Source organism: Enterococcus sp. DIV1315a, from assembly GCF_051712325.1.
GTDB lineage: Bacteria > Bacillota > Bacilli > Lactobacillales > Enterococcaceae > Enterococcus > Enterococcus faecalis.
In genome coordinates this window covers 1,859,520-1,882,158 of the sequence record NZ_JBIOOS010000001.1, presented here as the reverse complement: position 1 = coordinate 1,882,158, position 22,639 = coordinate 1,859,520, and the positions used below count along the sequence as shown (strand labels likewise).

The following is a 22,639-nucleotide window of genomic DNA, read 5'->3' as shown; positions in this document are numbered from 1 at the left end:
AATAAATCTCTAATTAAAAAATGGGTTTGTGGCTTTTTCATGTTGAATGGTCGTGGCATCACCATGGCCTGGATAAACAGGAAATTCTTCTGGTAAAGTGAATAGATAGGTCGTAATGCTGTGTAATAATTGTTGCATATCACCAGTGTGTAAATCGGTACGACCAATACTACCTTTAAACAATGCATCCCCAACAACAACAAAATCATCAAAGACAAAGCTGACGCTACCAATTGAATGACCAGGTGTTGGGACTACGGAAAATTTCATGCCGCCAATTTCATAATCGGTTAGTTTAAATTCATGTTCGGCGGGTTGAACAATAATATTTGCTATATCATCATGTCTGCCTAATCCTGAAAGATTCAAAATAGGATTGGAAAGCCACGCTTGTTCTAATGGACTAACATAAACAGGGATTTGATAATGATGGCGCAATTCTTCTACCGCACCAATATGATCATAGTGAGTATGTGTTAATAAAATAGCGGCTGGTTTCTTCCCTAAACGGGTAATTTCTTGAATTAGTTTTGCTCCTTCTGCACCTGGATCAATAATTAATAATGCTTCTTCATTATAAACAAGATAACAGTTTTCTTGAATAACACCTGTTCTAATTTGTTCGATCTGTATCATCTCAGGACCTCCTAAAGTTCTAACGATTCTCTTCAAGTATACCGAAGAATCTTAAGAATAGAAAGTTTTCTTGTTTATCCAAAGAAAAAATAAATCATTCTTAGAATGTTCGTTTTTTGCTTGTTTTAACACGTATTTTTTTTAAAAAAATCACATTTTTATAGTTATTAAGCGAAAGTTTATGTATAATCTTCATGTGATAGTAAGGAGGAATATTAAATGTTTCATTTTGTAATAAAAGGAACAGGTTTTTCTAGTAAAAATTTGCAAGAGATTAAAGTTTATGAAGAGACACTTTTTTGTATAGATGAGGCCGGAGTAATTCAGGAAATAATTGAACCAGATGCTGAAGCGTATGAAACTGTGCTAGCAGAACAAAAAGAGGCGCAACGTTTTCAAGAATTGCCCCAAGATTCTTATCTTTTACCCGGCTTTGTTGATTTACATGTCCATGCACCTCAGTGGGCACAATCTGGGACCGCCTTGGATATTCCATTGTATGAATGGCTGAATACGTACACGTTTCCTTTGGAGTCCAAATTTGCAGATTTAACATTTGCCCAACAAGTCTATGATGAATTGGTAACCCAATTGTTAGCTAATGGGACAACAACAGCCCTTTATTTTGCAACCATTCATTATGAAGCTAGCCGTCGTTTGGCAGAGATTTGTGCGGAAAAAGGGCAGCGTGGCTTAATTGGTAAAGTTGTAATGGATGATCTTAATGAGAATCCTGAATACTATCGTGATCAAACAACGCAACAAGCATTAGAAGAAACGGAACGGTTTATTCAAGAAATTCAAACATTAGCGCAGCAAACAAAACAAGGCGTATATCCCGTTGTAACTCCGCGTTTCATTCCTAGTTGTACAGAGGAAGCACTTAAAGGATTAGGAGAATTAGCAGCGAAATATCAAGTCCATGTTCAAAGTCATTGTAGTGAGAGTGATTGGGAACATCAATTTGTTCAAGAACGTTTTGGAAAAAATGATGCCCAAGCATTGAATGATTTTGGTTTATTAACAGAAAAAGCAGTGATGGCACATGCAGGCTTTTTAGAAGAAGCAGATATGAATTTATTCCATGAAACAGGGACGGCTGTGGCGCACTGCCCAATCTCTAATGCTTATTTTGGCAATGCAGTAACACCGATTGCAAAATTAGTACATCAACATCAAGTAGAAGTTGGTTTAGGTAGTGATCTTTCAGGTGGTTTTTCACCAAGTCTTTTTGACAATTTAAAGCAAGCGGTTATTTCTTCTAGAATGTTAGAAGATGGTGTCGATGCTACAAAAAAAACAGAAGTACGAGGTGTTAAAACAGCACGGATTACCGTAAATGAAGCGTTTTATTTAGCTACTGCTGGTGGTGGTCAAGCGCTAAGTTTGCCAATTGGAAAATTAGAAAAAGGGTATGCTTGGGATGTTCAAATTATTAATACAAGCTTGTCACAAGCACGAATCCCTAAAAATCCAGGGGAATCATTGCTTGATATTTTTCAAAAAATCTTATATTTAGCACGACCAGAAAATATTCGAGAAGTCTGGGTACAAGGTGAAAAAGTACATGATAGAAATTTAATGTCAGCAACTAAAGGAGTATAAAAAATGAGTGAAAAGAAACAAAATAATCTTCATTTAACAGTGGGGCCAGAAGATTCAGTATCTTTTGGGCAGGCCACTATGTTAGGGATTCAGCATGTCTTAGCAATGGACGTGTACGTCGTACCTGTAATCATTGCTTCAATTATTGGGATTAGCACAGCACAAACGTCTTCTTTAATTCAAGCAACATTCATAGCAGCAGGACTTGCCACGATTATTCAATCTCATTTTTGTATGAGATTACCAGTTGCGCAAGGCCCTTCATTTATTCCAATCGGGGCAATTGCAGGAATTTATTTTGCCAATAACCAACAAGGAAATGGCTGGGGCGCAGTTTTAGGTGCTAGTTTAGTGGGGGCAATTGTTGTTATTATATTAGGATTTACTGGTATTTTTAATCGTTTAATCACTAAATTTGTTCCACCAATTGTGGGAGGAACAATTATTTTTGTGGTGGGGCTTTCGTTAATGCCAGTCGCTTTATCGGATAATATTTACCACGCAAAAGGGGAATTAGGACAAAATATTTTATTAGCATTTATAGCAGCGGGTACGTTGATTTTCTTTGCACTCTTAGGTTCTGCTTTGAAAAAAGGGCGGATTTTCCGCGTTTCTTCTGTCATTTTGGCATTATTATTTGGGAGCATCGCGGCACAATTATTAGGGGTACTTGATTTATCGGCCGTTAGTGAAGCGGCTTGGTTTAGTTTGCCTCAGTTACCATTAGTTAACTTTTCTTTCCAATTTGATTGGTCAGCCATTGCCACGATGTTAGTTATTTATCTGGTTTTAATAGCGGAAACAACAGGCACTTGGTTTGCTGTGAGTCATGTTGTCGCTGAACCTTTGACCGAAGAAAAAGTTAATCGCGGCGTAATTGGTGAAGGCTTAGGTTGCTTAGTTTCTTCATTCATTGGCGGCACGCCAGTAACTAGTTACTCTACAAATGCTGGGATTATTTCAATCACTGGAGTTGCTAGTCGCAAGGTTTTTGTGGCTGCAGGTGCGTGGTTTGTCTTATTTGGCTTATCTGGAAAACTTTCCACCTTGATTTCGGCCATTCCGGCACCAGTTATCGGCGGCGTTTTTGTGGTTGTTTGTGGCATCATTTCTGTAAGTGGGATGAAAGTTATGAGTGATGTAACGATTCATGAAAAAGAGATGTATGTAATTGCCGTTCCGATTATTATGACGTTAGCGTTGACATTGTTACCAAAAGAATTTTTGGAAACTTTACCACAATTTTTACAATATTTATTTAGTTCACCCGTGGCAACTGCCTCAATTGTTGCTATTTTATTGCAGGCCATTTTACCAAACGTTCAAGAAGGGTAAAAAGATTAATTTTCGTTAAAACGCCTTTGACAAGTGGCGATAAATAGTGTAAATTAACAATGGTGTTTGTAAACACGAACGTTAAATGACCGAATGTTCGGTTTTTACGTTATTTTTGTAAATAACTAGGAGGCAGTAAGTATGAAAGTTTTTGATTATGAAGATGTCCAATTAATTCCCAATAAATGTATCGTGAATAGTCGTTCTGAATGTGATACTACAGTAACTTTAGGAAAACATTCGTTTAAAATGCCTGTCGTTCCAGCGAACATGCAAACAATTATTGATGAAACGATTGCGGAAACCCTTGCTGAAAATGGTTATTTTTATATCATGCATCGGTTTGATGAAGAGGCGCGAGTGCCATTTATTAAAAAAATGCAAAAAAAAGGCTTGATCACGTCAATTAGTGTGGGTGTGAAAGAAGGGGAATACGCTTTTGTTGAAACGTTAGCCCGAGAAGGTTTAGTTCCTGACTACGTGACAATTGATATCGCACATGGTCACTCAAATGCGGTGATTAATATGATTCAACACTTAAAAAAATTTTTACCAGAAACGTTCGTTATTGCGGGCAATGTTGGAACACCAGAAGCCGTTCGCGAATTAGAAAACGCTGGGGCCGATGCCACCAAAGTGGGGATTGGACCAGGAAAAGTTTGTATTACTAAAATTAAGACTGGCTTTGGAACAGGTGGCTGGCAGCTAGCGGCTTTACGTTGGTGTGCCAAAGCTGCTCGGAAACCAATTATTGCAGATGGTGGAATTCGGACCCATGGAGACATTGCAAAATCTGTGCGTTTTGGGGCAACTATGGTCATGATTGGTTCATTATTTGCTGGACATGAAGAATCACCAGGTGAAACAAAAGTGGAAGATGGTGTTGTTTACAAAGAATACTTTGGTAGCGCCTCTGAATTCCAAAAAGGCGAAAAGAAAAACGTTGAAGGCAAAAAAATCTGGTTACGCCATAAAGGGAAGTTGGCAGATACTTTAGTCGAAATGCAACAAGATTTACAATCTTCCATTTCATACGCGGGAGGTCGCGATTTAGAAGCGATTCGTAAAGTTGATTATGTGATTGTAAAAAATTCTATTTTTAATGGTGATACCATTTAACATTCAACTATAGACTGAAAAGAAGACAACACGTAGTGCAGAAATTAAAATGATTTCTGCATTACGTGCTTTTTTTACTTTACCTATCGTAGTAATCGTGTTAAGATAATTACAACGACAGACGTAGTACGATAGTTGAAGTACTTGAGGGAGGAATTTATGTGATTGGTAGTGATGCAATTCGAGGATACAACGATACCTTTATTCTCTCAATCTTACAATCCGGCGCTTCATATGGTTATGCGATTTCTAAACGCATTCGTGAAATTTCTAAAGAACAATATTCGATTAAAGAAACGACACTTTATTCTGCTTTTACACGTTTAGAGAAAAATGGCTACATTGAATCATTTCCAGGAGAAATAACGCATGGCAAAAAGCGGACCTATTATCAAATAACCCATGCAGGAGAGCGTTATTTAGAGGAAAAGTTACTAGAATGGGAAGTAACAAAAGACGTCGTCGAAGCATTTGTAAAGGAGATGGGAAAATGAAAATTATAGAAGAATTTATTGATAGCTTATTTTCAGGCGTTGTTGAAACATCTGAAACAAAACAATTAAAGGCGGACTTATTAGCAAATGCTGAGGATCGTTATGAAGATTTGCTCAGCCAAGGAAAATCGGAAAATGAAGCAATTGGTACAATTATTTCTGAATTTGGTACTATTGATGAATTAATGGAAGAATTGAATTTAGAAAATAAACAAGTGGATGAAACAAACGATTCAATGAACGGTTTGCCAGAAATTTCAGTGGAGGAAGGACTTGACTATTTAGCTGTCCAACGTAAAGGTGCGATTCAAATTGGTCTTGGTGTTGTTGCAATCATGGTGGGTGTTGGCTTGCTGGTTGGTATGCGTGGTGTTCTTTCTAACGGTCTTGGTTTAGTTGGTCTTTTCATAGGTGTGGCAATTGGCGTTCCATTATTTATTGTTGCTGGTAATCGGTTTGTTGCAATGGACAAACAACTGGGGCAACGATTGATTCCGATTAAGTTAAAAAAAGAAGTTGCACAAAGAGAACAAAGTTTTCAACGATCATTTATTTTTTGTATGGCAGCGGGCGTCGTTTTTTGTATTTTGGGTTTAATCCCAGTTGTTGTCTTTAGTAGTGGCCTTCATCTGATGATGCGCCGTTCCATGCATCAAATGATGGGCGGACAATATTATAATGGAACGATGGGGATTAGTTGGCTCTTCTTTTTAGTATCGGTTGGCGTCTTCTTGTTTATATTTGGTGGAGTAATTAAAGGAAGTTTTAATAAATTGTTGAATGAAACTTATTTTTATTCAGAACATGTTGGTCATCCTGATTTTGCCCCTCAACAAACAAAAACAGAGGAAGGACCTGTGGGAAATCCTGTCGGTGCAATTATTGCATCCGTTTATTGTCCCTTAGTTGTGGCACTCTATCTATTTATTAGTTTTGTTTTAGGGGATTGGCGGTTTAGTTGGTTAATCTTTATGTTCGCAGGAATCTTTTATAACACCATCCAAGCATTTTTACACAAACATTGAGACAAACCTGTTAATAGTAAAACAGAAAAGTGGGACATTCGTCAAAACGTCTGTCCCACTTTTCTTGTATTTTCGATTGACAAAAGCATTGAACTGGATTACTTTTAACTCATCCAATTATTGAGGTGATTGCTATGTGGCAACTTAAAAAAGAACAAAATGTTCCCATTTATCGCAGTATTATGGAAATGATTGTTCAAAAGATTCAAACAGGCGAATTATTACCAGGCGAAAAAATCCCTTCGGAACGTAAACTGGCAGAATACTTGTCTGTCAATCGTTCAACCGTTGTTCATGCATTAGATGAACTGGTGGACTTAGGCTGGATTGTGCGAAAAAGAGGGAGTGGAACGATTGTCAACGAAGGGAAATGGGGGGTAATGATGACACCACGAACGGATTGGCATCGTTATTTAGAACAAAATGTGTTCAAACAAGTTCATCCCTTGGTGGCAGAGATTGAGTTACGAGCTAAACAAAATTTGCCGACTGACTTAGATATGTATACAGGCGAGTTGCCGTTAGACTTAATTCCCAGTTTCGATTTTCCAGCATTAAATTGGAAACAATTTTTAAAAGAGGAAGCACAAGATGAATTAGGTTATTTGCCGTTAAGAAAAGAAATCCAAGCCATTACAGCAACGGAATATCAGCTTCATTTACCAAGTGAAAGTTTATTGCTTACTTCAGGTGCGCAACAAGCACTTTTTTTAGTTTTGCAAGTTTTATTGAGACAAGGAGATAGTGTTGCCGTAGAAGATCCATCTTTCTTCTATGCCTTACCAATTTTCCAAGCTGCTGGTGTGCGCTTATTTGGTGTGCCCATGACAGAGGAAGGGATTGATCTTGAAGCGCTAGAACAAACAATCCGACAACATCGCATCAAAATGGTTATGGTTAATCCTTCCTTTCAAAATCCCACTGGGACAGTGATGCCTTTAAGAAAAAGAGAACAGCTCGTGAAAGTTTGTCAAACGTATCAAGTTCCTATTTTAGAAGATGATGTTTTTGGGCAGCTAAGTTTTATCCCGAAAACAGAAATTCCTCCTTTAAAAAAATTAGATCCAGACAATGTCTTGTATATCGGTTCGTTGTCAAAAATTTTAGGTTCGACCACGAAAATTGGTTGGTTAAGTGCGCCCGCCTCCGTGACGAAACAAATTGCAGAAGCCAGAAAAATGATGGATGTTTCGTTGAGTATTTTTCCGCAGATGCTCGCTAAAATGGCGATTGAAGATCCTTCTTTTTCTGAAAAAATTACGTTATTAAATAAACAAGTGGAACAACGAGCAACAGATGTGTATCAAGTATTTAAATCGTTGCCAGAATGGGAAGTTTCGCCAGTAAAAGGCGGCTTTTATTTATGGGCACATTGGCGTCAAGGGGCACTTAAGCCAGAAGAGTGGCAGGTGTTTTTACGAGAAGGTGTTTTGGTAGCACCAAGTGTAGCTTTTAGTGAAAAACGTGGAAGTATTCGTTTGAACTGTTCCCGAATTTCACCAGAAGAAATTCCTCTTTTTTGTGAGCGAATGGGACGGATTACACGACAACTTTCTGAAAATAGACAAACAAAAATAGAACACTAAGTAAGATTTTTCTTATAAAAATCATTTGCTGAGAGAAAACGCTACAACTTCCCTTTTCTAAACGAATATCCAATGCTATACTTAAAAAGTAAAAACAAAAAAACAAATGAGGTGTTTTCCATGTCTTGGGAACAAGTTTACCAACAATGGTTAAATGAAGAAAATATTCCAGAAAATTTAAAAAATGAATTAAAGGACTTAAATACAGACCCTGAAAAATGTGAAGATGCATTTTATGCACCATTAGAATTTGGGACTGCCGGGATGCGCGGGATTTTAGGCGCCGGTATTAATCGGATGAATATCTTTACGGTTCGTCAAGCGACAGAAGGGCTTGCACGTTTTATGGATACGCAAGATCCTGAAACAAAACGTCGCGGTGTAGCCATTGCCTATGATTCACGTCATATGTCTCCAGAATTTGCAATGGAAGCAGCTAAAACATTAGCTAAACATGATATTCCTTCTTTTGTGTTTGAAAGCTTACGACCAACACCAGAATTATCTTTTGCGGTCCGTTACTTTAAAGCTTTTGCGGGAATCATGATTACGGCTTCTCACAATCCAGCTGCCTATAATGGCTACAAAGTCTATGGTGAAGACGGTGGTCAAATGCCGCCAGCTGATGCAGATGCATTAACTAAATATGTTCGTAGTATCGAAAATCCTTTGAAAATTGATGTCTTATCAGATGAAGAAGTTGCCCACAGCGGTTTAATTAACATTGTTGGTGAAGAAGTCGATAACGCGTATTTGAAAGAAATTAAAACAGTTACGATTAATCAAGAATTAATTAACGAAATGGGTAAAGAATTAAAATTAGTTTACACTCCCTTGCATGGAACTGGGAAAATGTTAGGAGAAAAGGCATTAAAACAAGCCGGCTTTGAAAAATTTGTTTTAGTACCTGAGCAAGCTGTTGCTGATCCTGACTTTACTACAGTTAAGTCACCAAACCCTGAAGAACATTCAGCTTTCGAATACGCGATTCGTTTAGGGGAAAAAGAAGGCGCTGATTTATTGATTGCAACAGATCCAGATGCTGATCGTTTAGGTGCCGCTGTGCGGATGCCAAACGGAGACTACCAAGTATTAACAGGAAATCAATTAGGTTCAATTATGATTCATTATATTTTAGAAGCCCATCAACAAGCAGGCACGTTACCTCAAAATGCTGCGGTTCTAAAATCAATCGTTTCTAGTGAACTTGCTACAGCGATTGCTGAGAAATATAATACGAAGATGTTTAATGTTTTAACAGGTTTCAAATTTATTGCTGAAAAAATTCAACAATACGAAGAAGACCACAGTCAAACGTTTATGTTTGGTTTTGAAGAAAGTTATGGTTACTTAGTGAAACCTTTTGTTCGTGATAAAGATGCGATTCAAGCGTTAGTTTTATTAGCAGAAGTAGCGGCTTTTTATAAAAAACAAGGAAAAACGTTATACGATGGCTTACAAGATATCTTTGAAGAATTTGGTTACTTTGAAGAAAAAACTATTTCCGTAACAATGAGCGGAATTGAAGGCAGCGGTAAAATCAAAGCTTTAATGGCAAAATGTCGTGAACAAGCGCCAACTGAGTTTGCCGGGATTCAAGTTGCTCAAACGGAAGATTTTAAAGAATTAACACGCACTTTTGCAGATGGTCAAACAGAACAATTACAAACGCCTCCTTCTGATGTGTTGAAATATCATTTAGAAGATGGCAGTTGGATTGCTATCCGACCATCAGGAACAGAACCAAAAATTAAATTCTATCTAGCAACAAAAGCAACAAGTAGTTCAGAAGCTTCTGAAAAAATTGCTGCGTTTGAAACAGTCGTTAATGAATTAACAAAATAAAATAAACGAAACAGGCTGTACGGAAAAAAGTACGAATGTTAGTGTTTGTGTCAAAAGCTAATTGACTTTTGACACAAACACTTTATTTAACTAAGGAGGGAATGCTATGAAAATTGGCTTTATCGGTGCTGGCAGTATGGGCGGTGCCATGATTAAAGGGTTACTGAAAGCTGAGGCAGTCAAGAAGGAACATTTATATGTGAAAGGCGGCTCAAGTGGAACAGCAGAAGCACTTCAAAAAGAGTGGGGCTTTCAACTTGTCACAGATTATGCACTTTTCCAAGAATGTAAGGTTATTTTTATTGCGACAGGAGCAAAGGTCGTGTTACCTGTCCTTCAGGAATTAGCCCCTCATTTTTCCAACGAAAGTCTATTGATTTCTGTTGCAACAGGTCATACCATACAAGAAGCACAAATGGCTCTTGGCAATAAAGAAGCCAAAGTTGTTCATGCCATTCCTAATACACCAGTTAGCGTGAATCAAGGCGTGATTGGCGTAGCCTTGGCACCAACAATTGAAGGTCAAACGAAGGACCTGGTAATGGAACTTCTTGCTACTTTAGGGTTAGTCAAAGAAATTCGTGAAGCGCAACTGGAAACTTTTGGTACTGTGGCTGGTTGCAGTCCAGCTTTTGTTGATATCTTTATGGAAGCATTGGGAGATGCAGCAGTCTTAGAAGGGTTACCAAGAGACTTATCTTATGAAATTGTCGCTCAAATGATAAAAGGAACGGCGACCTTAGCCTTAGACACGAAAAAACATCCAGGAGCATTGAAAGATGAAGTGACTTCTCCAGGAGGAAGTACGATTCGCGGTGTCGTAGCTTTAGAAAAAAATGGCTTCCGTTATGCCGTGATGGATGCAGTTCAGCAAGCCAACCACGAATAGATGAAGAAAGTTGGAAAATCGACAAGTTTGTCATTTTTCCAACTTTCTTTGTGCCATATTTTTCGTAGGAAAGAACAATCGCAGTTCTTATTTTAAAAAACTCTGTGTTATAATGAGTGCAAAGTGAGGCGACTATAATGAAACAAATGGAAGAAATCAAACAAGTAAGTCAATTATATAAAGTATTAAGTGATCCAACACGTTTAAGAATTTTGCTACTTTTAAAAGAAGGCGAGCATAACGTAACGGCGATTAGTGAACAATTGGGAATGGAACAGTCCGCCGTTTCTCATCAACTAAAATTATTAAGAGATAGCCGGGTTGTCAAGGCACGTCGCGAAGGAAAAACGATTTTTTATACATTGGATGATCATCATGTAATAGATATTTTAAATCAGACCTTTGAGCATATTGAACATCGATAAAAAGTAGGAAAAAATAGCGTAACTAGAATAGCGCTGTTGATGGAGGTAAAAATGAAGGATACCTTAAAGATCGGGTTACTAGGATTAGGGACTGTAGGCACTGGCGTTTTAACTCTCTTGAAAGAACATCAAGAGAAAATTTCACAAGTGACAGGAATGAATGTAGTCATTGAAAAAGCATTTGTCCGAAATCTTGAAACGAAACAAGCACAAGCGGAAGAATACGGTCTTTCTTTAACAACTTCAATTGATGATATTTTAGAAGATAAAGAGATTCAAATCGTTGTGGAATTAATGGGAACCATTGAACCAGCCAAAACCTATATCATGAAAGCTTTAGAAAAGGGCAAACATATTGTGACTGCCAATAAAGATTTACTGGCGCAACATGGGAGTGAATTAGTAGCGTTAGCCCAAAAACATCATTGTGATTTATATTACGAAGCAAGTGTTGCTGGCGGGATTCCAATTTTAAGAACAATTGCTAATAGCTTAGCGGCAGACAATATTCAACAAGTTTTAGGGATTGTGAACGGTACGACGAATTATATGCTTACGCAAATGGTTTCTGCTGATAAAAGTTATGAAGAAGCTTTAGCAGAAGCGCAAGCGTTGGGATTTGCTGAAGCGGATCCGACAAATGATGTCGATGGAATTGACGCAGCCTATAAAATGGTTATTTTAAGTCAATTTGCTTTTGGGATGAATGTTTCATTACCACAAGTTGATATTCGTGGAATTCGCGGATTGTCTTTAGATGATATCGCTATGGCTAAACAACTGGGGTATGAAATCAAATTGATTGGCTCTGCTGAACAAAATGAGCATAGTATCTCGGTGGAAGTAGCGCCTATGCTAGTCAATCAAAAGCACCCTATTGCATCTGTTCGGAATGAGTACAATGCAGTATTTATAAAAAGTGCAGGTGTGGGCGAATCAATGTATTACGGTCCAGGAGCTGGCGCTAAACCGACAGCAACCAGTGTGGTCAGTGATTTAATTACGATTGCTAAAAACATTCGCTTGGCAACGACTGGCCATATGTTCAATTCGTATCAACATAAAACCCAATTGACGCGTTCCGAAAATGTATTTGGACAGTACTATTTTTCGTTAGATGTTCCAGATACGCCAGGACAATTTTTGCAGTTGACGCAATTAATGACTAAAGCAGAAGTCAGCTTTGATCAATTAGTTCAACAGAAATCAGATGGACAGCGAGCAAGAATTGTTGCCATTACACACCAGATATCAAAAGCACAAATGCAACAAGTTGTGACAGCTATTCAAAATACGGAAGCCTTTCAGTTATTAAATGTAATGAAGGTTATAGGAGATGAGTAAACATGTATGAAGGTTTGTTAAAACAGTATCAAGCGTATTTGCCCGTAACAGAAAAAACACCAATGATTTCTTTAGCCGAAGGAAATACGCCACTGATTCCTTTACCTAATTTATCCAAAGAATTAGGTATTCAATTATATGGAAAATACGAAGGCTTAAATCCCACCGGCTCATTCAAAGATCGCGGGATGGTGATGGCTGTAGCAAAAGCGGTAGAAGAAGGTGCCAAAGCGATTGTTTGTGCTTCTACAGGAAATACTAGTGCCGCCGCTGCTGCGTATGCCACAAGAGCAGGCATTAAAGCGTATGTAGTGATTCCAGAAGGGAAAATCGCACTGGGAAAATTGGCGCAAGCTATTATGTATGGGGCGGACATTATTTCGATTCCAGGTAACTTTGATGAAGCATTAAAAGCGGTGCGAGAGATTGCGAAAACTGAGGCAGTTGCGCTAGTTAATTCAGTGAATCCTTATCGCTTAGAAGGGCAAAAGACAGCAGCTTTTGAAGTTTGTGAACAATTAGGTCAAGCGCCCGATGTCTTAGCGATTCCAGTTGGAAATGCCGGCAATATTTCCGCTTACTGGAAAGGCTTTAAAGAATGGCATGAAAAACAAGGAACAACTTTACCAAGAATGCATGGTTTTGAAGCAGAAGGTGCCGCAGCGATCGTGAAAGGCCAAGTGATTGAGCAACCTGAAACCGTGGCAACAGCGATCCGGATTGGAAATCCTGCTAGTTGGCAACTAGCAGAACAGGCACGGGATGAATCCGGTGGTTTCATTGATGCCGTGACAGATCAAGAAATTTTAACGGCTTACCGAAAAATTGCTGCTCAAGATGGGGTTTTCATTGAACCTGGTTCGGCTGCTTCATTAGCTGGAGTTATTCAACATGTTAAAAGCGGTAAAATCAAAACAGGTGAAACCGTCGTGGCAGTCTTTACTGGTAACGGATTGAAAGATCCTGATACAGCAATGGAGACAGAAGTAGCTATTTCAAAAATGAGTGACGTGGAAGAAATGCGTCTGCACTTACGAAAAGGAGTCGCAACACTATGAAAATAAGAGTACCTGCCACTAGTGCCAACTTAGGACCTGGCTTTGACTCATGTGGCATTGCATTATCCGCTTATTTAACAATCAACGTTTTAGGTGAAAGTGAATTTTGGGAAATTCAACATACTTTGGGAGAAGAGATTCCTACTAATGAAGAGAATTTATTAATTCAAACGGCATTGAAAATTGCACCAGAATTAACACCAAAAGTTATTCGGATGGTTTCTGACATTCCCCTTGCAAGAGGACTAGGCAGTAGCTCAAGTGTGATTGTAGCAGGCATTGAATTAGCTAACCGACTAGCACATTTAAATTTGTCCCCTAAAGAAAAGGTCCGTTTGGCCACAGAGATGGAAGGACATCCGGATAATGTGGCCCCAGCTATTTTAGGAGATTTCGTGGTAGCTAGCCATGTAGAAAACCAAGTCTACCATGTCAAACATCACTTTCCAATGTGTGATGTCGTTGCATTTATTCCAGAGAAACCGTTATTTACCGAAAAAAGTCGCGCTGTTTTGCCCGAAAAATTGGCTTATAAAGAAGCAGTCGCGGCCAGCTCAATTGCCAATGTTATGATTGCCGCAATTTTAAACGGGGATTTACCTTTAGCAGGCAAAATGATGGAACAAGATAAATGGCATGAAACGTATCGTCGTTCATTGGTTCCTCATTTAAAAGAAATTCGTCGTTTAACTCAGCAAAAAGGTGCTTATGGCTCTTTCTTAAGCGGTGCTGGTCCTACTGTGCTAATCTTGTCGCCAGAAGAACGAACCAACGAAATTGTTCAAAGCTTGGAGAAATTATCTACCAAAGCGAGCATCCAAATTTTCAATATTGATCAAGAAGGCGTTCAAGTCTTTTAAAAAAAACGAGAAAAAATCACTAGTGATTTTTTCTCGTTTTTTTTTTTAATCCTCGGCTGTTTCCGTGGAATAATAGCTATGGTCTTCTAAGTTCAAAGCATTAAGAATCATTGAGGCAGTTTCTTCAATTGAAAGAGAAGCGACATCAATAACGATACAACCTAATTTTTGATAAAGATCATTAGCAAAAGCCAGTTCTCGCCGAATTTTTTCAATATCTGAATAAGAAGTATTTTCAGGCAATCCATATGCGCGCATTCGTTCTTTACGAATCCCGTTTAAAACATTGGGATCGTTGGTTAAGCCAACAATTTTTTTAGGGTCCATTTCGAATAATTGTTTCGGTAAATGTGCTTCAGGAATTAGTGGCAAATTAGCAACTTTTAAGTTTTTGTTGGCTAAAAAGAGACTTAGCGGTGTTTTAGAAGTTCGGGAAACGCCAAGAAGTAACACATCCGCTTCTAAAAAGCCTCGTGGGTCCTTGCCATCGTCATATTTGACAGCAAATTCCATTGCTTCAATTCGTTTAAAATAATTTTCATTCAGATGATGTAAGGCACCTGGTTCCCGCATGGGCGCGACACCTGTTAATCGTTCGATTTCCGCAACTGGTGGTGTCAAAATGTCAAAATGGAACAATTGATGCTCATTGAAAAATTGATTAGCAATCGCCACGAGATGATCATTAATAATAGTATGAAGTACCATGGCTTCTGCTTTTTTGGCATCTTCTAAGGCTTGCACCAGTTTATCTTCGTCTTTAACGAATGTTCGTCTAATCAAAGTAAAATCAACAGTGGGGTACTGGGCCATTGAAGCAGCCGCCAATTTTGAAGCGGTCTCGCCAGCAGAATCTGAGATGACAAAAATCGTCACACATTTTTTTTCTTCAGAAATAGTCATAGAGGGTAAGTCCTTTCTTGCATTTTTAATAATTTTATTATACCATAAGTCCAGAATCTATTTCGTAATGATTCTGATTTAGGTTGGTGAGGGAGGAAATGGCGATGGCACCAGTAAAAACCAATATTGAACAAGCCTTAGAAACCATGAAAGCCAGTGGATTAAAATATACTAAAAAACGAGAATTACTGATGAGCTATTTGATTAAGCGAAATCGGTATGTTTCTGCACGTGAAGTGTATGAATTTATGAATGAAACCTTTAAAGGAGTCAGTTATGATACGGTTTATCGTAACTTGCATGACTTTGAGCGCTTAGAATTGCTGGAAAAAACAGAATTAAATGGCGAGCAAAAGTTTCGTTTCCGTTGTTGCCAAGAGGTGGAACATCATCATCACTTTATTTGTACGGTTTGTGGCAAAACGGAAGAAATTCACATGTGTCCTATGAATTTTTTTGAAGAACAGTTAAAAGGTTGTTCAATTGAAGGACATCGCTTTGAAATACTTGGTCGTTGTGCCGATTGTTGCGAAAAATAGCGAATAAGACGAAAAATCAAACAAAAATTTCGTATTTTATCAGTAGAGTGGTTGACGGTTATTTATGCTTTAGCTATAATATAACAAGGACAGTATTTTAATTTGTGGGTTTTTCCCACAAATAAGAAAAACGGTTACTTTTTAAGCTCGGAGGGAGGGAATAACATGTCAAAAACAGTCGTTCGTAAAAACGAATCTCTTGATGATGCTCTTCGTCGCTTCAAACGTTCCGTTTCAAAAGCGGGTACTTTACAAGAATCACGTAAACGTGAATTCTACGAAAAACCAAGTGTAAAGCGTAAGAAAAAATCTGAAGCAGCTAGAAAACGTAAAAAATTCTAGTTTTGAATGAATTGGAGTTGGTGGTATGTCATTGCTAACCACATTGAATGACGACATTAAAACAGCGATGAAAGCTAAAGACAAAGAAACTTTAGCCGTACTTCGTATGTTAAAGACTGCCATTCAAAATGATCAGATTAAAGCGGGCCGTGAATTGAACGGAGAAGAAGAACTCACTGTATTGTCTCGTGAGATGAAACAGAGAAAAGATTCTTTATCAGAGTTTGAAAAGGCGGGACGCGACGATCTTGTTGAAAAAGTAAAAGTTGAAATAGCAATTGTTGAAAAATATATGCCTCAACAACTAACGGAGGAAGAAATTCGTCAACTAGTTCAAGAGGTAATGACGCAAACTGGCGCCACTTCACCAAAAGATTTTGGTAAAGTGATGGGCGCTATGATGCCGAAAGTCAAAGGCAAAGCCGATGGCAACCAAGTTAACGCAATTGTGAAAGAATTATTACAAGAAAACTAAGAGCGTTATCGAAACTAGGACAGGATACTGTCCTAGTTTTTTTATGCAAAGAGAAAACCGGTAGCTTTTTACGGTTTTCTCTTTTTTGACTTTCAAAGTCAAATCAGGTACGACTTCTTTTTAAACAGATAAGAATGTGGTATCATTGTAAAGGACTATATAATAAAGGAGATGGACGTTTTTTGACAGATAATCAGTCAAAATCTTTGGAATTAATACTTACTGATTCTGATGATGCACACATGCTTTTAGGAACACATGATAAACATATCAAATTTTTAGAAGAGAATACCCACGTAACGATTAATAGTCGTGGCGAAGTTATTCAGTTAATTGGCGAATCATCAGAGGTAGAGTTAGTCGCTTCCGTGTTAAGAGCGCTACAAACATTAATTCAACGAGGCATCAAAGTGCATACGCCAGATGTCGTTTCTGCTTTAAAAATGGCCAAAGCTGGAAATTTAGAGGCGTTTATTGCCATGTATGAAGAAGAAATTATGAAGGACCATCATGGTCGGGCCATCCGAATTAAGAATGTTGGTCAAAAAAAATATATCGATGCAGTTAAAACTCATGACGTCATTTTCGGGGTGGGACCTGCGGGAACAGGAAAAACCTTTTTAGCCGTGGTGATGGCAGTAGCAGCCTTGAAAAAAGGCGAAGTACAAAAAATTATTTTAACTCGTCCAGCGGTGGAAGCTGGCGAAAGCTTGGGCTTTTTACCAGGTGACTTAAAAGAAAAAGTCGATCCTTATTTACGTCCAGTTTACGATGCCTTGTATCAAATTTTTGGTATGGATCATACAAATCGTTTAATGGAACGCGGCGTTATTGAAATTGCCCCGCTTGCTTATATGCGTGGTCGTACATTGGATGATGCTTTTGTCATTCTAGATGAAGCACAAAATACCACGGTTGCCCAAATGAAAATGTTTTTAACTCGTTTAGGGTTTAGTTCAAAAATGATTGTTAATGGAGATACTAGTCAGATTGACTTGCCACGTGGTGTAACAAGTGGTTTAGTTAACGCCGAGCGTACGTTAAAAGACATTGAAAAAATTGCCTTTGTAAATTTTGAAGCCAGTGACGTTGTGCGTCATCCGGTTGTAGCACAAATTATTCAAGCCTATGAAAAAGAACAACAAAAGCATTCCTAAGCAGTTAGGGAAGGAGTGAAAGTACCTTTTGAAAAAAGTACTTACAAAGTTAGGGGATCGTTTAGGTAAAGCCTATTTACCTATTTTATTAGCCGTTTTTTCTCTTCTTTTATTTATGATTATGTTTGGCAGTGTCCATCAGAAAAGAGTAGAAATTAAAGAAGGTCAACTGGCCGAGAAAACCATTCGTGCAAATAAAAATATCGAGAATACCTACGAAACAGAACAAAGAAAAAAATTGGCAGCAGAAGCTGTCACACCCGAATATATTTATCAAGAAGATACGGCATCTGTCCAACATAATCGTATTGATAAATTATTTAAATTGATTGATTCTGCGAATGAAAAAGTAGACAAAGAGTACAGCAATAAGCAAGCGAAGGCCAAAAAGGAAGAAACGATTCCTGCGCCGACCGTGGAAGAACGAGTAGCTAGCTTAAAGTCATTGTTTGAATCTTTACCGCAAGATGAAGTTACGTTTTATCAAAGTTTTCCTAATGTTTTTTATCAAACAATCTTTACATTAACCTCTGAGCAATTAGATAAGGTTCGTTCAGAAAGTTTGATGTTGGTGGATGACGCAATGCAAAATCACGTTCGAGAATCTGATTTGGATAAAATTCGCCAAGAAGCTAACGGTAAAATTCAATACTTAGATATTACGAGTACCATGCAACAAGTCATTCGTTACATTGTTAACCAAGGGATTGTGGTAAACGATATTGCCAATGAAAAACGAACAGAAGAGCTACGCCAAAAAGCGATGAATGCTGTTCAACCCGCAATGATTTATCAAGGCGAAATTATTGTTCGTGAAGGTACTCAAATTGATGCAAAAGCGGTCGAAAAACTTGAGTTACTAGGAATGACTAGTCAAAATACCTCTATTTTTCCGATGGTGGCATTAGCACTAGCTATTTTACTTCAAGTTGAAGTGTTGATTTTCTTTACAAAACAAGTGACTGAGCCTTCGCGACAACGCTCGTTTATTATCTTTTACACGGGTGCTATGCTAATCAGTGTTATTTTAATGAAATTCTTCCAGATTTTCCAAACAGAGCAGTTGATGTATATTCCCTTGTTCTATCCAGCAGCCTTTGCGCCGCTGATTCTAAATCATTTTGTGAATCGTCGTTCAGGGATAATCGCTGCCATTTTCCAAGTCGTTTTTGCTTTATTTATCTTTTATAATTCTATTGGCACAAACTCGTTGACGGTTATTCTGATTATGTACTTATTCTCAGGATTTCTAGCAACAGTTGTTAAACGGAAACGGATGAGTGAGCAAGTTTTCCCAGCTTTAATGTGGGTAGTGGTCTTTCCTGTTTTCATGGCGGTTGTCTTAATGATTTATCAAGGAATGAGTTTAACAGATGGTAAAACGTGGACAGCTTTAATTTGTGCAAGTGCAGGAACGGTACTTTCATTTTTAGCAACAATGGGCTTGCATCCGTATATCGAATTATTAGTGACCGATGATAGTATGATTGTCTTGAATGAATTAAGTAATCCGAACCATCCGTTGTTAAAACAACTGTTAGAAGAAGCGCCAGGTACCTATCATCATAGCATGATGGTGGCTAGTTTGAGCGCTAACGCTGTTGCTGAGATTGGCGGGCGGTCGCTATTAACACGAGTTGCTTGTTATTACCATGACATTGGCAAAATTAAACACGCCAATTTCTTTGTGGAAAACTTACCTGCTGGCGCAGAAAATCCACATAACTTTTTATTGCCAGAAGATAGTAAACAAATTATTTTTGGCCACGTAATTGATGGCGCCAAAATTTTAGAAGAGTACAATATGCCGCAAATGGTGATTGACATTTGTCGTCAACATCATGGCACAACATTGATGAAATTTTTCTATGTGAAAGCAAAAGAACGCAATCCTGAAATTAAAGAATCCGACTTCCGTTATCCTGGGCCACGTCCACAAACACGAGAAGCAGGGATTGTGAGTATTGCTGATACTTGTGAGGCTGCTGTGCGGGCGATGGATCATCCCACCAACGAAAAAATTCAAGCCTTTGTGCATAATGTGATTCAAGATAGAATTTCAGATGGCCAATTAGATGAATGTGGGTTAACGATGAAAGAGATTCGCATCATTGAAAAATCATTAATTAATGGATTATGCAGTACCTTCCATTCACGGATTAAGTATCCAAAAATGAAAGCTGAAGCAGAAGAAATGAAAGATGAACAAGAAAAGAGAGATGACTAATGGATATTACTTTCATTGATAAAACCGAGAAAGTACCAACAGAAGAAATCAAAGAAATCGAAAACTTGCTGCAATTTGCAGCGGGTTTTCTAGAAATTGCCGAAGATACGGAGATGTCGGTGACTTTTACAGATAACGCAGGTATCCAAGTGATTAATCGTGACTATCGGGGCAAAGATATGCCTACAGATGTCATCAGTTTTGCTTTAGAGGATGAAGGGGAAGACGAATTGCCAATTATTTTTGATGATGAAGAGTTGGCAGAGCTACCACGTAATCTAGGTGATTTAATTATTTCAACAGAGCGAGCAGCAGAACAAGCAGTTGAATATGGGCACACATTGGAGCGAGAAATGGGCTTTTTGGCAGTACATGGCTTTTTACATTTGAATGGGTACGATCATATGGAACCTGAAGATGAAAAAGAAATGTTTGGTTTACAGAAAGAGATTTTAGATGCGTATGGCCTTAAAAGATGAGCAAACAGGAAAAAATAAACATTTTATTAATTCATTAGAATTTGCCTGGCAAGGAATCAAAACAGTTTTTCGAGAAGAACGTAATATGCGCAAACATGTGGCGTTTGGTGTCACGGCCATTGTATTTGGTTTCTTGTTTTCCTTAACACTTGCTGAATGGCTGTGGTTGTTATTGGCCGTTTTTCTTGTCTGGTTGGCAGAAATTATCAACACAATTTTTGAAAATGTCGTAGATATGTTTACGGATTTTCACTTTCATCCAATCGGAAAAAAAGTTAAAGACATGGCCGCAGGAGCTGTTTTATTAACAGCCGGTTTCGCAGTGCTAGTAGGACTAATTCTATTTGTACCAAAAATTTTACAAATCATTCAAATGTGGAAATAAGAGGAGAAATACAATGACAACTGAACATAAATCTGGTTTCGTAGCCATTGTCGGCAGACCAAATGTTGGAAAATCAACATTGTTAAATCGAATTGTCGGCCAAAAAATTGCAATTATGAGTGACAAAGCACAAACAACTCGTAATAAGATTCAAGGAATTTATACAATTCCTGAAGCACAAATTGTTTTTATCGATACTCCAGGGATTCACAAACCTAAACACCGCTTAGGCGATTTCATGGTGGAAAGTGCCTACAATGCGATGCGTGAAGTAGATGCTACTTTATTTATGGTAAGTGCTGATCAAAAACGCGGGAAAGGTGACGACTTTATTATTGAACGATTGAAAAATAATAATAGTCCAGTCTACTTGATTATTAATAAAATTGACAAAGTCCATCCAGATGATTTATTGAGTATTATTGAAGACTATTCGAAACAAATGGACTTTAAAGAAATTATTCCCATTTCTGCCACTGAAGGAAATAATTTTGAGCATTTAATGGATGTTCTCGTTGAGCAAATGCCAGAAGGACCACAGTATTTCCCTGATGACCAAATTACGGATCATCCAGAATATTTTATCGTTTCCGAATTAATTCGTGAAAAGGTGTTACTTTTAACAAGAGATGAGATTCCTCATTCTGTCGCTGTCGTTGTGGACTCAATGAAACGGGATGAAAACGATAAAGTCCATGTCCAAGCAACCATTATTGTAGAACGGGACAGTCAAAAAGGTATCATTATTGGCAAAGGCGGAAAAATGCTGAAACAAATTGGTACCAAGGCGCGTCAAGATATTGAATATTTATTAGATGACAAAGTGTATTTGGAGCTGTGGGTAAAAGTCCAAAAAGACTGGCGTGACAAAAAAATCTATTTACAAGATTTTGGTTATCGCAAAGAAGAATATTAAGAAAGTAGTGTTTGGGAAGCGAGTGTATAAACGAACTTTCCAAACACTACACTAATTTACATAAGAAATGGAAGTGAATTGAATGGCATTAGGGGAGACCAAAGGCATTATTTTATTTACGAAGGATTTTAAAGAGAAGGATAAACTCGTCAAAATTTTTACAGAATCCTATGGAAAATTGATGTTTTTTGTGAAAGGCGCGCATCGAAAAAATAATCCTCTTTTGCCAGCGATTCTGCCATTTACAGAAGCCGTCTACATCGGAAATTTTAGAGAAGAAGGCTTATCTTTTCTCAATAGCAGCAAAGAAGTTCAACCTTTTCGAAACATTCAACAAGACATATTTATTAACGCATATGGAACATATATTTTAAACTTAGTCGATGCAGCAATTGAAGATCAGCACTATGACCCTAATTTATTTCAATTTACCCACATGGCATTATCCGCTTTAAATGAGCAAAAAGATCCGGAAATCATTACAAATATTTTTGAAATTCAATTGTTAGAACGGTTTGGTGTACGACCAGAATGGCATCATTGTGTGGCTTGTGGCGAAACACAAGGGAAATTTGATTATTCCTCAAAATATAGCGGTGTGCTTTGTGAAAAACATTGGCATTTAGATGAACAGCGCTACCATGCAGATCCTAGAGCAATTCATTTTATTCGCTTATTTTCGCAAGTCTCCTATGAAAAAGTCCAAAACATTCAAGTAAAAGAAGAAACTAAGAAGAGTATTCGAGAAACGATTGATATGTTATACGATGAATATGTTGGTTTGCACTTAAAAAGTAAAAAATTTATTGATCAAATGAAAACGTGGGAAAATACGTTAAAAATTCCACCACGAAAGAAGGAAGAAAAAGAAACATAAACAAGCAGTCGTTTTTCTAAAAAAAAAAATTGACAACTTCCCTCAGACACCGTATTATGATAGAGAAGTTAAATACGTACGAAGAAAAAGAGAAGTAAAAAGAACCCTCTGTTAAGCG

At 37.9% G+C, this 22,639-nt stretch carries 23 protein-coding genes; 21 read left to right on the top strand and 2 right to left on the bottom strand.

Annotation, left to right across the window (positions count from 1 at the left end; translation table 11 throughout):
- Positions 1 to 9 precede the first annotated feature (9 nt).
- Positions 10 to 636: an MBL fold metallo-hydrolase gene (locus tag IGJ03_RS08935; protein WP_002356716.1), complete on the bottom strand. Its 627-nt coding sequence runs from the start codon at positions 634 to 636 to the stop codon at positions 10 to 12.
- Positions 637 to 855: 219 nt separating this feature from the next.
- Here IGJ03_RS08935 and guaD point away from each other — a divergent pair, with 219 nt between their 5' ends.
- The 12 genes from guaD (at position 856) to thrB (ending at position 14,221) form a co-directional block, all read left to right on the top strand.
- The gene (gene guaD, locus IGJ03_RS08930) at positions 856 to 2,241 is read left to right on the top strand and encodes a guanine deaminase (protein WP_375804601.1); all 1,386 of its coding nucleotides are present in this window, start codon (positions 856 to 858) and stop codon (positions 2,239 to 2,241) included.
- Positions 2,242 to 2,244: 3 nt separating this feature from the next.
- Entirely contained in the window at positions 2,245 to 3,576 is a 1,332-nt protein-coding gene (locus tag IGJ03_RS08925; RefSeq protein WP_438711124.1) for a nucleobase:cation symporter-2 family protein, read from the top strand.
- A gap of 141 nt (positions 3,577 to 3,717) precedes the next feature.
- On the top strand, positions 3,718 to 4,695 hold the full coding sequence (gene guaC, locus IGJ03_RS08920; RefSeq protein ID WP_375804603.1) for a GMP reductase: 978 nt from the start codon (positions 3,718 to 3,720) through the stop codon (positions 4,693 to 4,695).
- Positions 4,696 to 4,856: 161 nt separating this feature from the next.
- The gene (locus IGJ03_RS08915) at positions 4,857 to 5,189 is read left to right on the top strand and encodes a PadR family transcriptional regulator (RefSeq protein WP_033626763.1); all 333 of its coding nucleotides are present in this window, start codon (positions 4,857 to 4,859) and stop codon (positions 5,187 to 5,189) included.
- The gene (locus tag IGJ03_RS08910) at positions 5,186 to 6,214 is read left to right on the top strand and encodes a permease prefix domain 1-containing protein (protein ID WP_438711122.1); all 1,029 of its coding nucleotides are present in this window, start codon (positions 5,186 to 5,188) and stop codon (positions 6,212 to 6,214) included. Before IGJ03_RS08915 ends, IGJ03_RS08910 begins: the two co-directional genes overlap by 4 nt.
- A gap of 134 nt (positions 6,215 to 6,348) precedes the next feature.
- Positions 6,349 to 7,800 carry a PLP-dependent aminotransferase family protein gene (locus IGJ03_RS08905; RefSeq protein ID WP_174112805.1) on the top strand — a complete coding sequence of 484 codons (1,452 nt, stop codon included), beginning with the start codon at positions 6,349 to 6,351 and terminating at the stop codon, positions 7,798 to 7,800.
- A gap of 120 nt (positions 7,801 to 7,920) precedes the next feature.
- Positions 7,921 to 9,645, top strand: coding sequence for a phospho-sugar mutase (locus IGJ03_RS08900; RefSeq protein WP_174125824.1), 1,725 nt, complete (start codon positions 7,921 to 7,923; stop codon positions 9,643 to 9,645).
- 106 nt (positions 9,646 to 9,751) lie between these two features.
- A complete protein-coding gene (gene proC / locus IGJ03_RS08895; RefSeq protein ID WP_002362189.1) occupies positions 9,752 to 10,534 on the top strand; it encodes a pyrroline-5-carboxylate reductase in 783 nt (260 codons plus the stop codon).
- A 116-nt stretch (positions 10,535 to 10,650) separates the two neighbouring features.
- Positions 10,651 to 10,959: an ArsR/SmtB family transcription factor gene (locus tag IGJ03_RS08890; protein WP_002356730.1), complete on the top strand. Its 309-nt coding sequence runs from the start codon at positions 10,651 to 10,653 to the stop codon at positions 10,957 to 10,959.
- 51 nt (positions 10,960 to 11,010) lie between these two features.
- Positions 11,011 to 12,303, top strand: coding sequence for a homoserine dehydrogenase (locus IGJ03_RS08885; RefSeq protein WP_429861460.1), 1,293 nt, complete (start codon positions 11,011 to 11,013; stop codon positions 12,301 to 12,303).
- A 2-nt stretch (positions 12,304 to 12,305) separates the two neighbouring features.
- On the top strand, positions 12,306 to 13,361 hold the full coding sequence (gene thrC, locus IGJ03_RS08880; RefSeq protein WP_002362683.1) for a threonine synthase: 1,056 nt from the start codon (positions 12,306 to 12,308) through the stop codon (positions 13,359 to 13,361).
- On the top strand, positions 13,358 to 14,221 hold the full coding sequence (gene thrB, locus IGJ03_RS08875) for a homoserine kinase (protein WP_202496295.1): 864 nt from the start codon (positions 13,358 to 13,360) through the stop codon (positions 14,219 to 14,221). Before thrC ends, thrB begins: the two co-directional genes overlap by 4 nt.
- A gap of 45 nt (positions 14,222 to 14,266) precedes the next feature.
- Here the strand turns inward: thrB and IGJ03_RS08870 are convergent, their stop codons facing one another.
- The gene (locus IGJ03_RS08870) at positions 14,267 to 15,124 is read right to left on the bottom strand and encodes a pyruvate, water dikinase regulatory protein (RefSeq protein WP_002389973.1); all 858 of its coding nucleotides are present in this window, start codon (positions 15,122 to 15,124) and stop codon (positions 14,267 to 14,269) included.
- A 98-nt stretch (positions 15,125 to 15,222) separates the two neighbouring features.
- Here IGJ03_RS08870 and IGJ03_RS08865 point away from each other — a divergent pair, with 98 nt between their 5' ends.
- The 9 genes from IGJ03_RS08865 (at position 15,223) to recO (ending at position 22,521) form a co-directional block, all read left to right on the top strand.
- Positions 15,223 to 15,663: a Fur family transcriptional regulator gene (locus IGJ03_RS08865; RefSeq protein ID WP_002387080.1), complete on the top strand. Its 441-nt coding sequence runs from the start codon at positions 15,223 to 15,225 to the stop codon at positions 15,661 to 15,663.
- A gap of 165 nt (positions 15,664 to 15,828) precedes the next feature.
- A complete protein-coding gene (gene rpsU / locus IGJ03_RS08860) occupies positions 15,829 to 16,005 on the top strand; it encodes a 30S ribosomal protein S21 (RefSeq protein WP_002356740.1) in 177 nt (58 codons plus the stop codon).
- A 25-nt stretch (positions 16,006 to 16,030) separates the two neighbouring features.
- Positions 16,031 to 16,480 carry a GatB/YqeY domain-containing protein gene (locus tag IGJ03_RS08855; protein WP_002356741.1) on the top strand — a complete coding sequence of 150 codons (450 nt, stop codon included), beginning with the start codon at positions 16,031 to 16,033 and terminating at the stop codon, positions 16,478 to 16,480.
- Positions 16,481 to 16,722: 242 nt separating this feature from the next.
- Positions 16,723 to 17,637: a PhoH family protein gene (locus IGJ03_RS08850; RefSeq protein WP_369810298.1), complete on the top strand. Its 915-nt coding sequence runs from the start codon at positions 16,723 to 16,725 to the stop codon at positions 17,635 to 17,637.
- A 28-nt stretch (positions 17,638 to 17,665) separates the two neighbouring features.
- Positions 17,666 to 19,864: an HD family phosphohydrolase gene (locus IGJ03_RS08845; protein ID WP_002356744.1), complete on the top strand. Its 2,199-nt coding sequence runs from the start codon at positions 17,666 to 17,668 to the stop codon at positions 19,862 to 19,864.
- A complete protein-coding gene (ybeY, locus tag IGJ03_RS08840) occupies positions 19,864 to 20,343 on the top strand; it encodes an rRNA maturation RNase YbeY (RefSeq protein WP_438711120.1) in 480 nt (159 codons plus the stop codon). Before IGJ03_RS08845 ends, ybeY begins: the two co-directional genes overlap by 1 nt.
- A complete protein-coding gene (locus IGJ03_RS08835) occupies positions 20,327 to 20,728 on the top strand; it encodes a diacylglycerol kinase family protein (RefSeq protein ID WP_002382764.1) in 402 nt (133 codons plus the stop codon). The genes ybeY and IGJ03_RS08835 overlap by 17 nt, the downstream gene beginning before the upstream one ends.
- Positions 20,729 to 20,741: 13 nt before the next feature.
- Entirely contained in the window at positions 20,742 to 21,644 is a 903-nt protein-coding gene (era, locus tag IGJ03_RS08830; protein WP_002359745.1) for a GTPase Era, read from the top strand.
- Between the two features lie 82 nt (positions 21,645 to 21,726).
- A complete protein-coding gene (gene recO / locus IGJ03_RS08825) occupies positions 21,727 to 22,521 on the top strand; it encodes a DNA repair protein RecO (protein ID WP_002374343.1) in 795 nt (264 codons plus the stop codon).
- Positions 22,522 to 22,639 lie beyond the last annotated feature (118 nt).

Coding starts and splice junctions, on each gene's coding strand:
- recO (WP_002374343.1), top strand. CDS start 21,727: ATGGCATTAGGGGAGACCAAAGGCATTATTTTATTTACGAAGGATTTT.
- thrB (WP_202496295.1), top strand. CDS start 13,358: ATGAAAATAAGAGTACCTGCCACTAGTGCCAACTTAGGACCTGGCTTT.
- IGJ03_RS08865 (WP_002387080.1), top strand. CDS start 15,223: ATGGCGATGGCACCAGTAAAAACCAATATTGAACAAGCCTTAGAAACC.
- rpsU (WP_002356740.1), top strand. CDS start 15,829: ATGTCAAAAACAGTCGTTCGTAAAAACGAATCTCTTGATGATGCTCTT.
- IGJ03_RS08910 (WP_438711122.1), top strand. CDS start 5,186: ATGAAAATTATAGAAGAATTTATTGATAGCTTATTTTCAGGCGTTGTT.
- IGJ03_RS08905 (WP_174112805.1), top strand. CDS start 6,349: ATGTGGCAACTTAAAAAAGAACAAAATGTTCCCATTTATCGCAGTATT.
- IGJ03_RS08925 (WP_438711124.1), top strand. CDS start 2,245: ATGAGTGAAAAGAAACAAAATAATCTTCATTTAACAGTGGGGCCAGAA.
- IGJ03_RS08835 (WP_002382764.1), top strand. CDS start 20,327: ATGGCCTTAAAAGATGAGCAAACAGGAAAAAATAAACATTTTATTAAT.
- guaD (WP_375804601.1), top strand. CDS start 856: ATGTTTCATTTTGTAATAAAAGGAACAGGTTTTTCTAGTAAAAATTTG.
- IGJ03_RS08850 (WP_369810298.1), top strand. CDS start 16,723: ATGCTTTTAGGAACACATGATAAACATATCAAATTTTTAGAAGAGAAT.
- IGJ03_RS08900 (WP_174125824.1), top strand. CDS start 7,921: ATGTCTTGGGAACAAGTTTACCAACAATGGTTAAATGAAGAAAATATT.
- era (WP_002359745.1), top strand. CDS start 20,742: ATGACAACTGAACATAAATCTGGTTTCGTAGCCATTGTCGGCAGACCA.
- IGJ03_RS08870 (WP_002389973.1), bottom strand. CDS start 15,124: ATGACTATTTCTGAAGAAAAAAAATGTGTGACGATTTTTGTCATCTCA.
- IGJ03_RS08855 (WP_002356741.1), top strand. CDS start 16,031: ATGTCATTGCTAACCACATTGAATGACGACATTAAAACAGCGATGAAA.
- guaC (WP_375804603.1), top strand. CDS start 3,718: ATGAAAGTTTTTGATTATGAAGATGTCCAATTAATTCCCAATAAATGT.
- proC (WP_002362189.1), top strand. CDS start 9,752: ATGAAAATTGGCTTTATCGGTGCTGGCAGTATGGGCGGTGCCATGATT.
- IGJ03_RS08885 (WP_429861460.1), top strand. CDS start 11,011: ATGAAGGATACCTTAAAGATCGGGTTACTAGGATTAGGGACTGTAGGC.
- ybeY (WP_438711120.1), top strand. CDS start 19,864: ATGGATATTACTTTCATTGATAAAACCGAGAAAGTACCAACAGAAGAA.
- thrC (WP_002362683.1), top strand. CDS start 12,306: ATGTATGAAGGTTTGTTAAAACAGTATCAAGCGTATTTGCCCGTAACA.
- IGJ03_RS08935 (WP_002356716.1), bottom strand. CDS start 636: ATGATACAGATCGAACAAATTAGAACAGGTGTTATTCAAGAAAACTGT.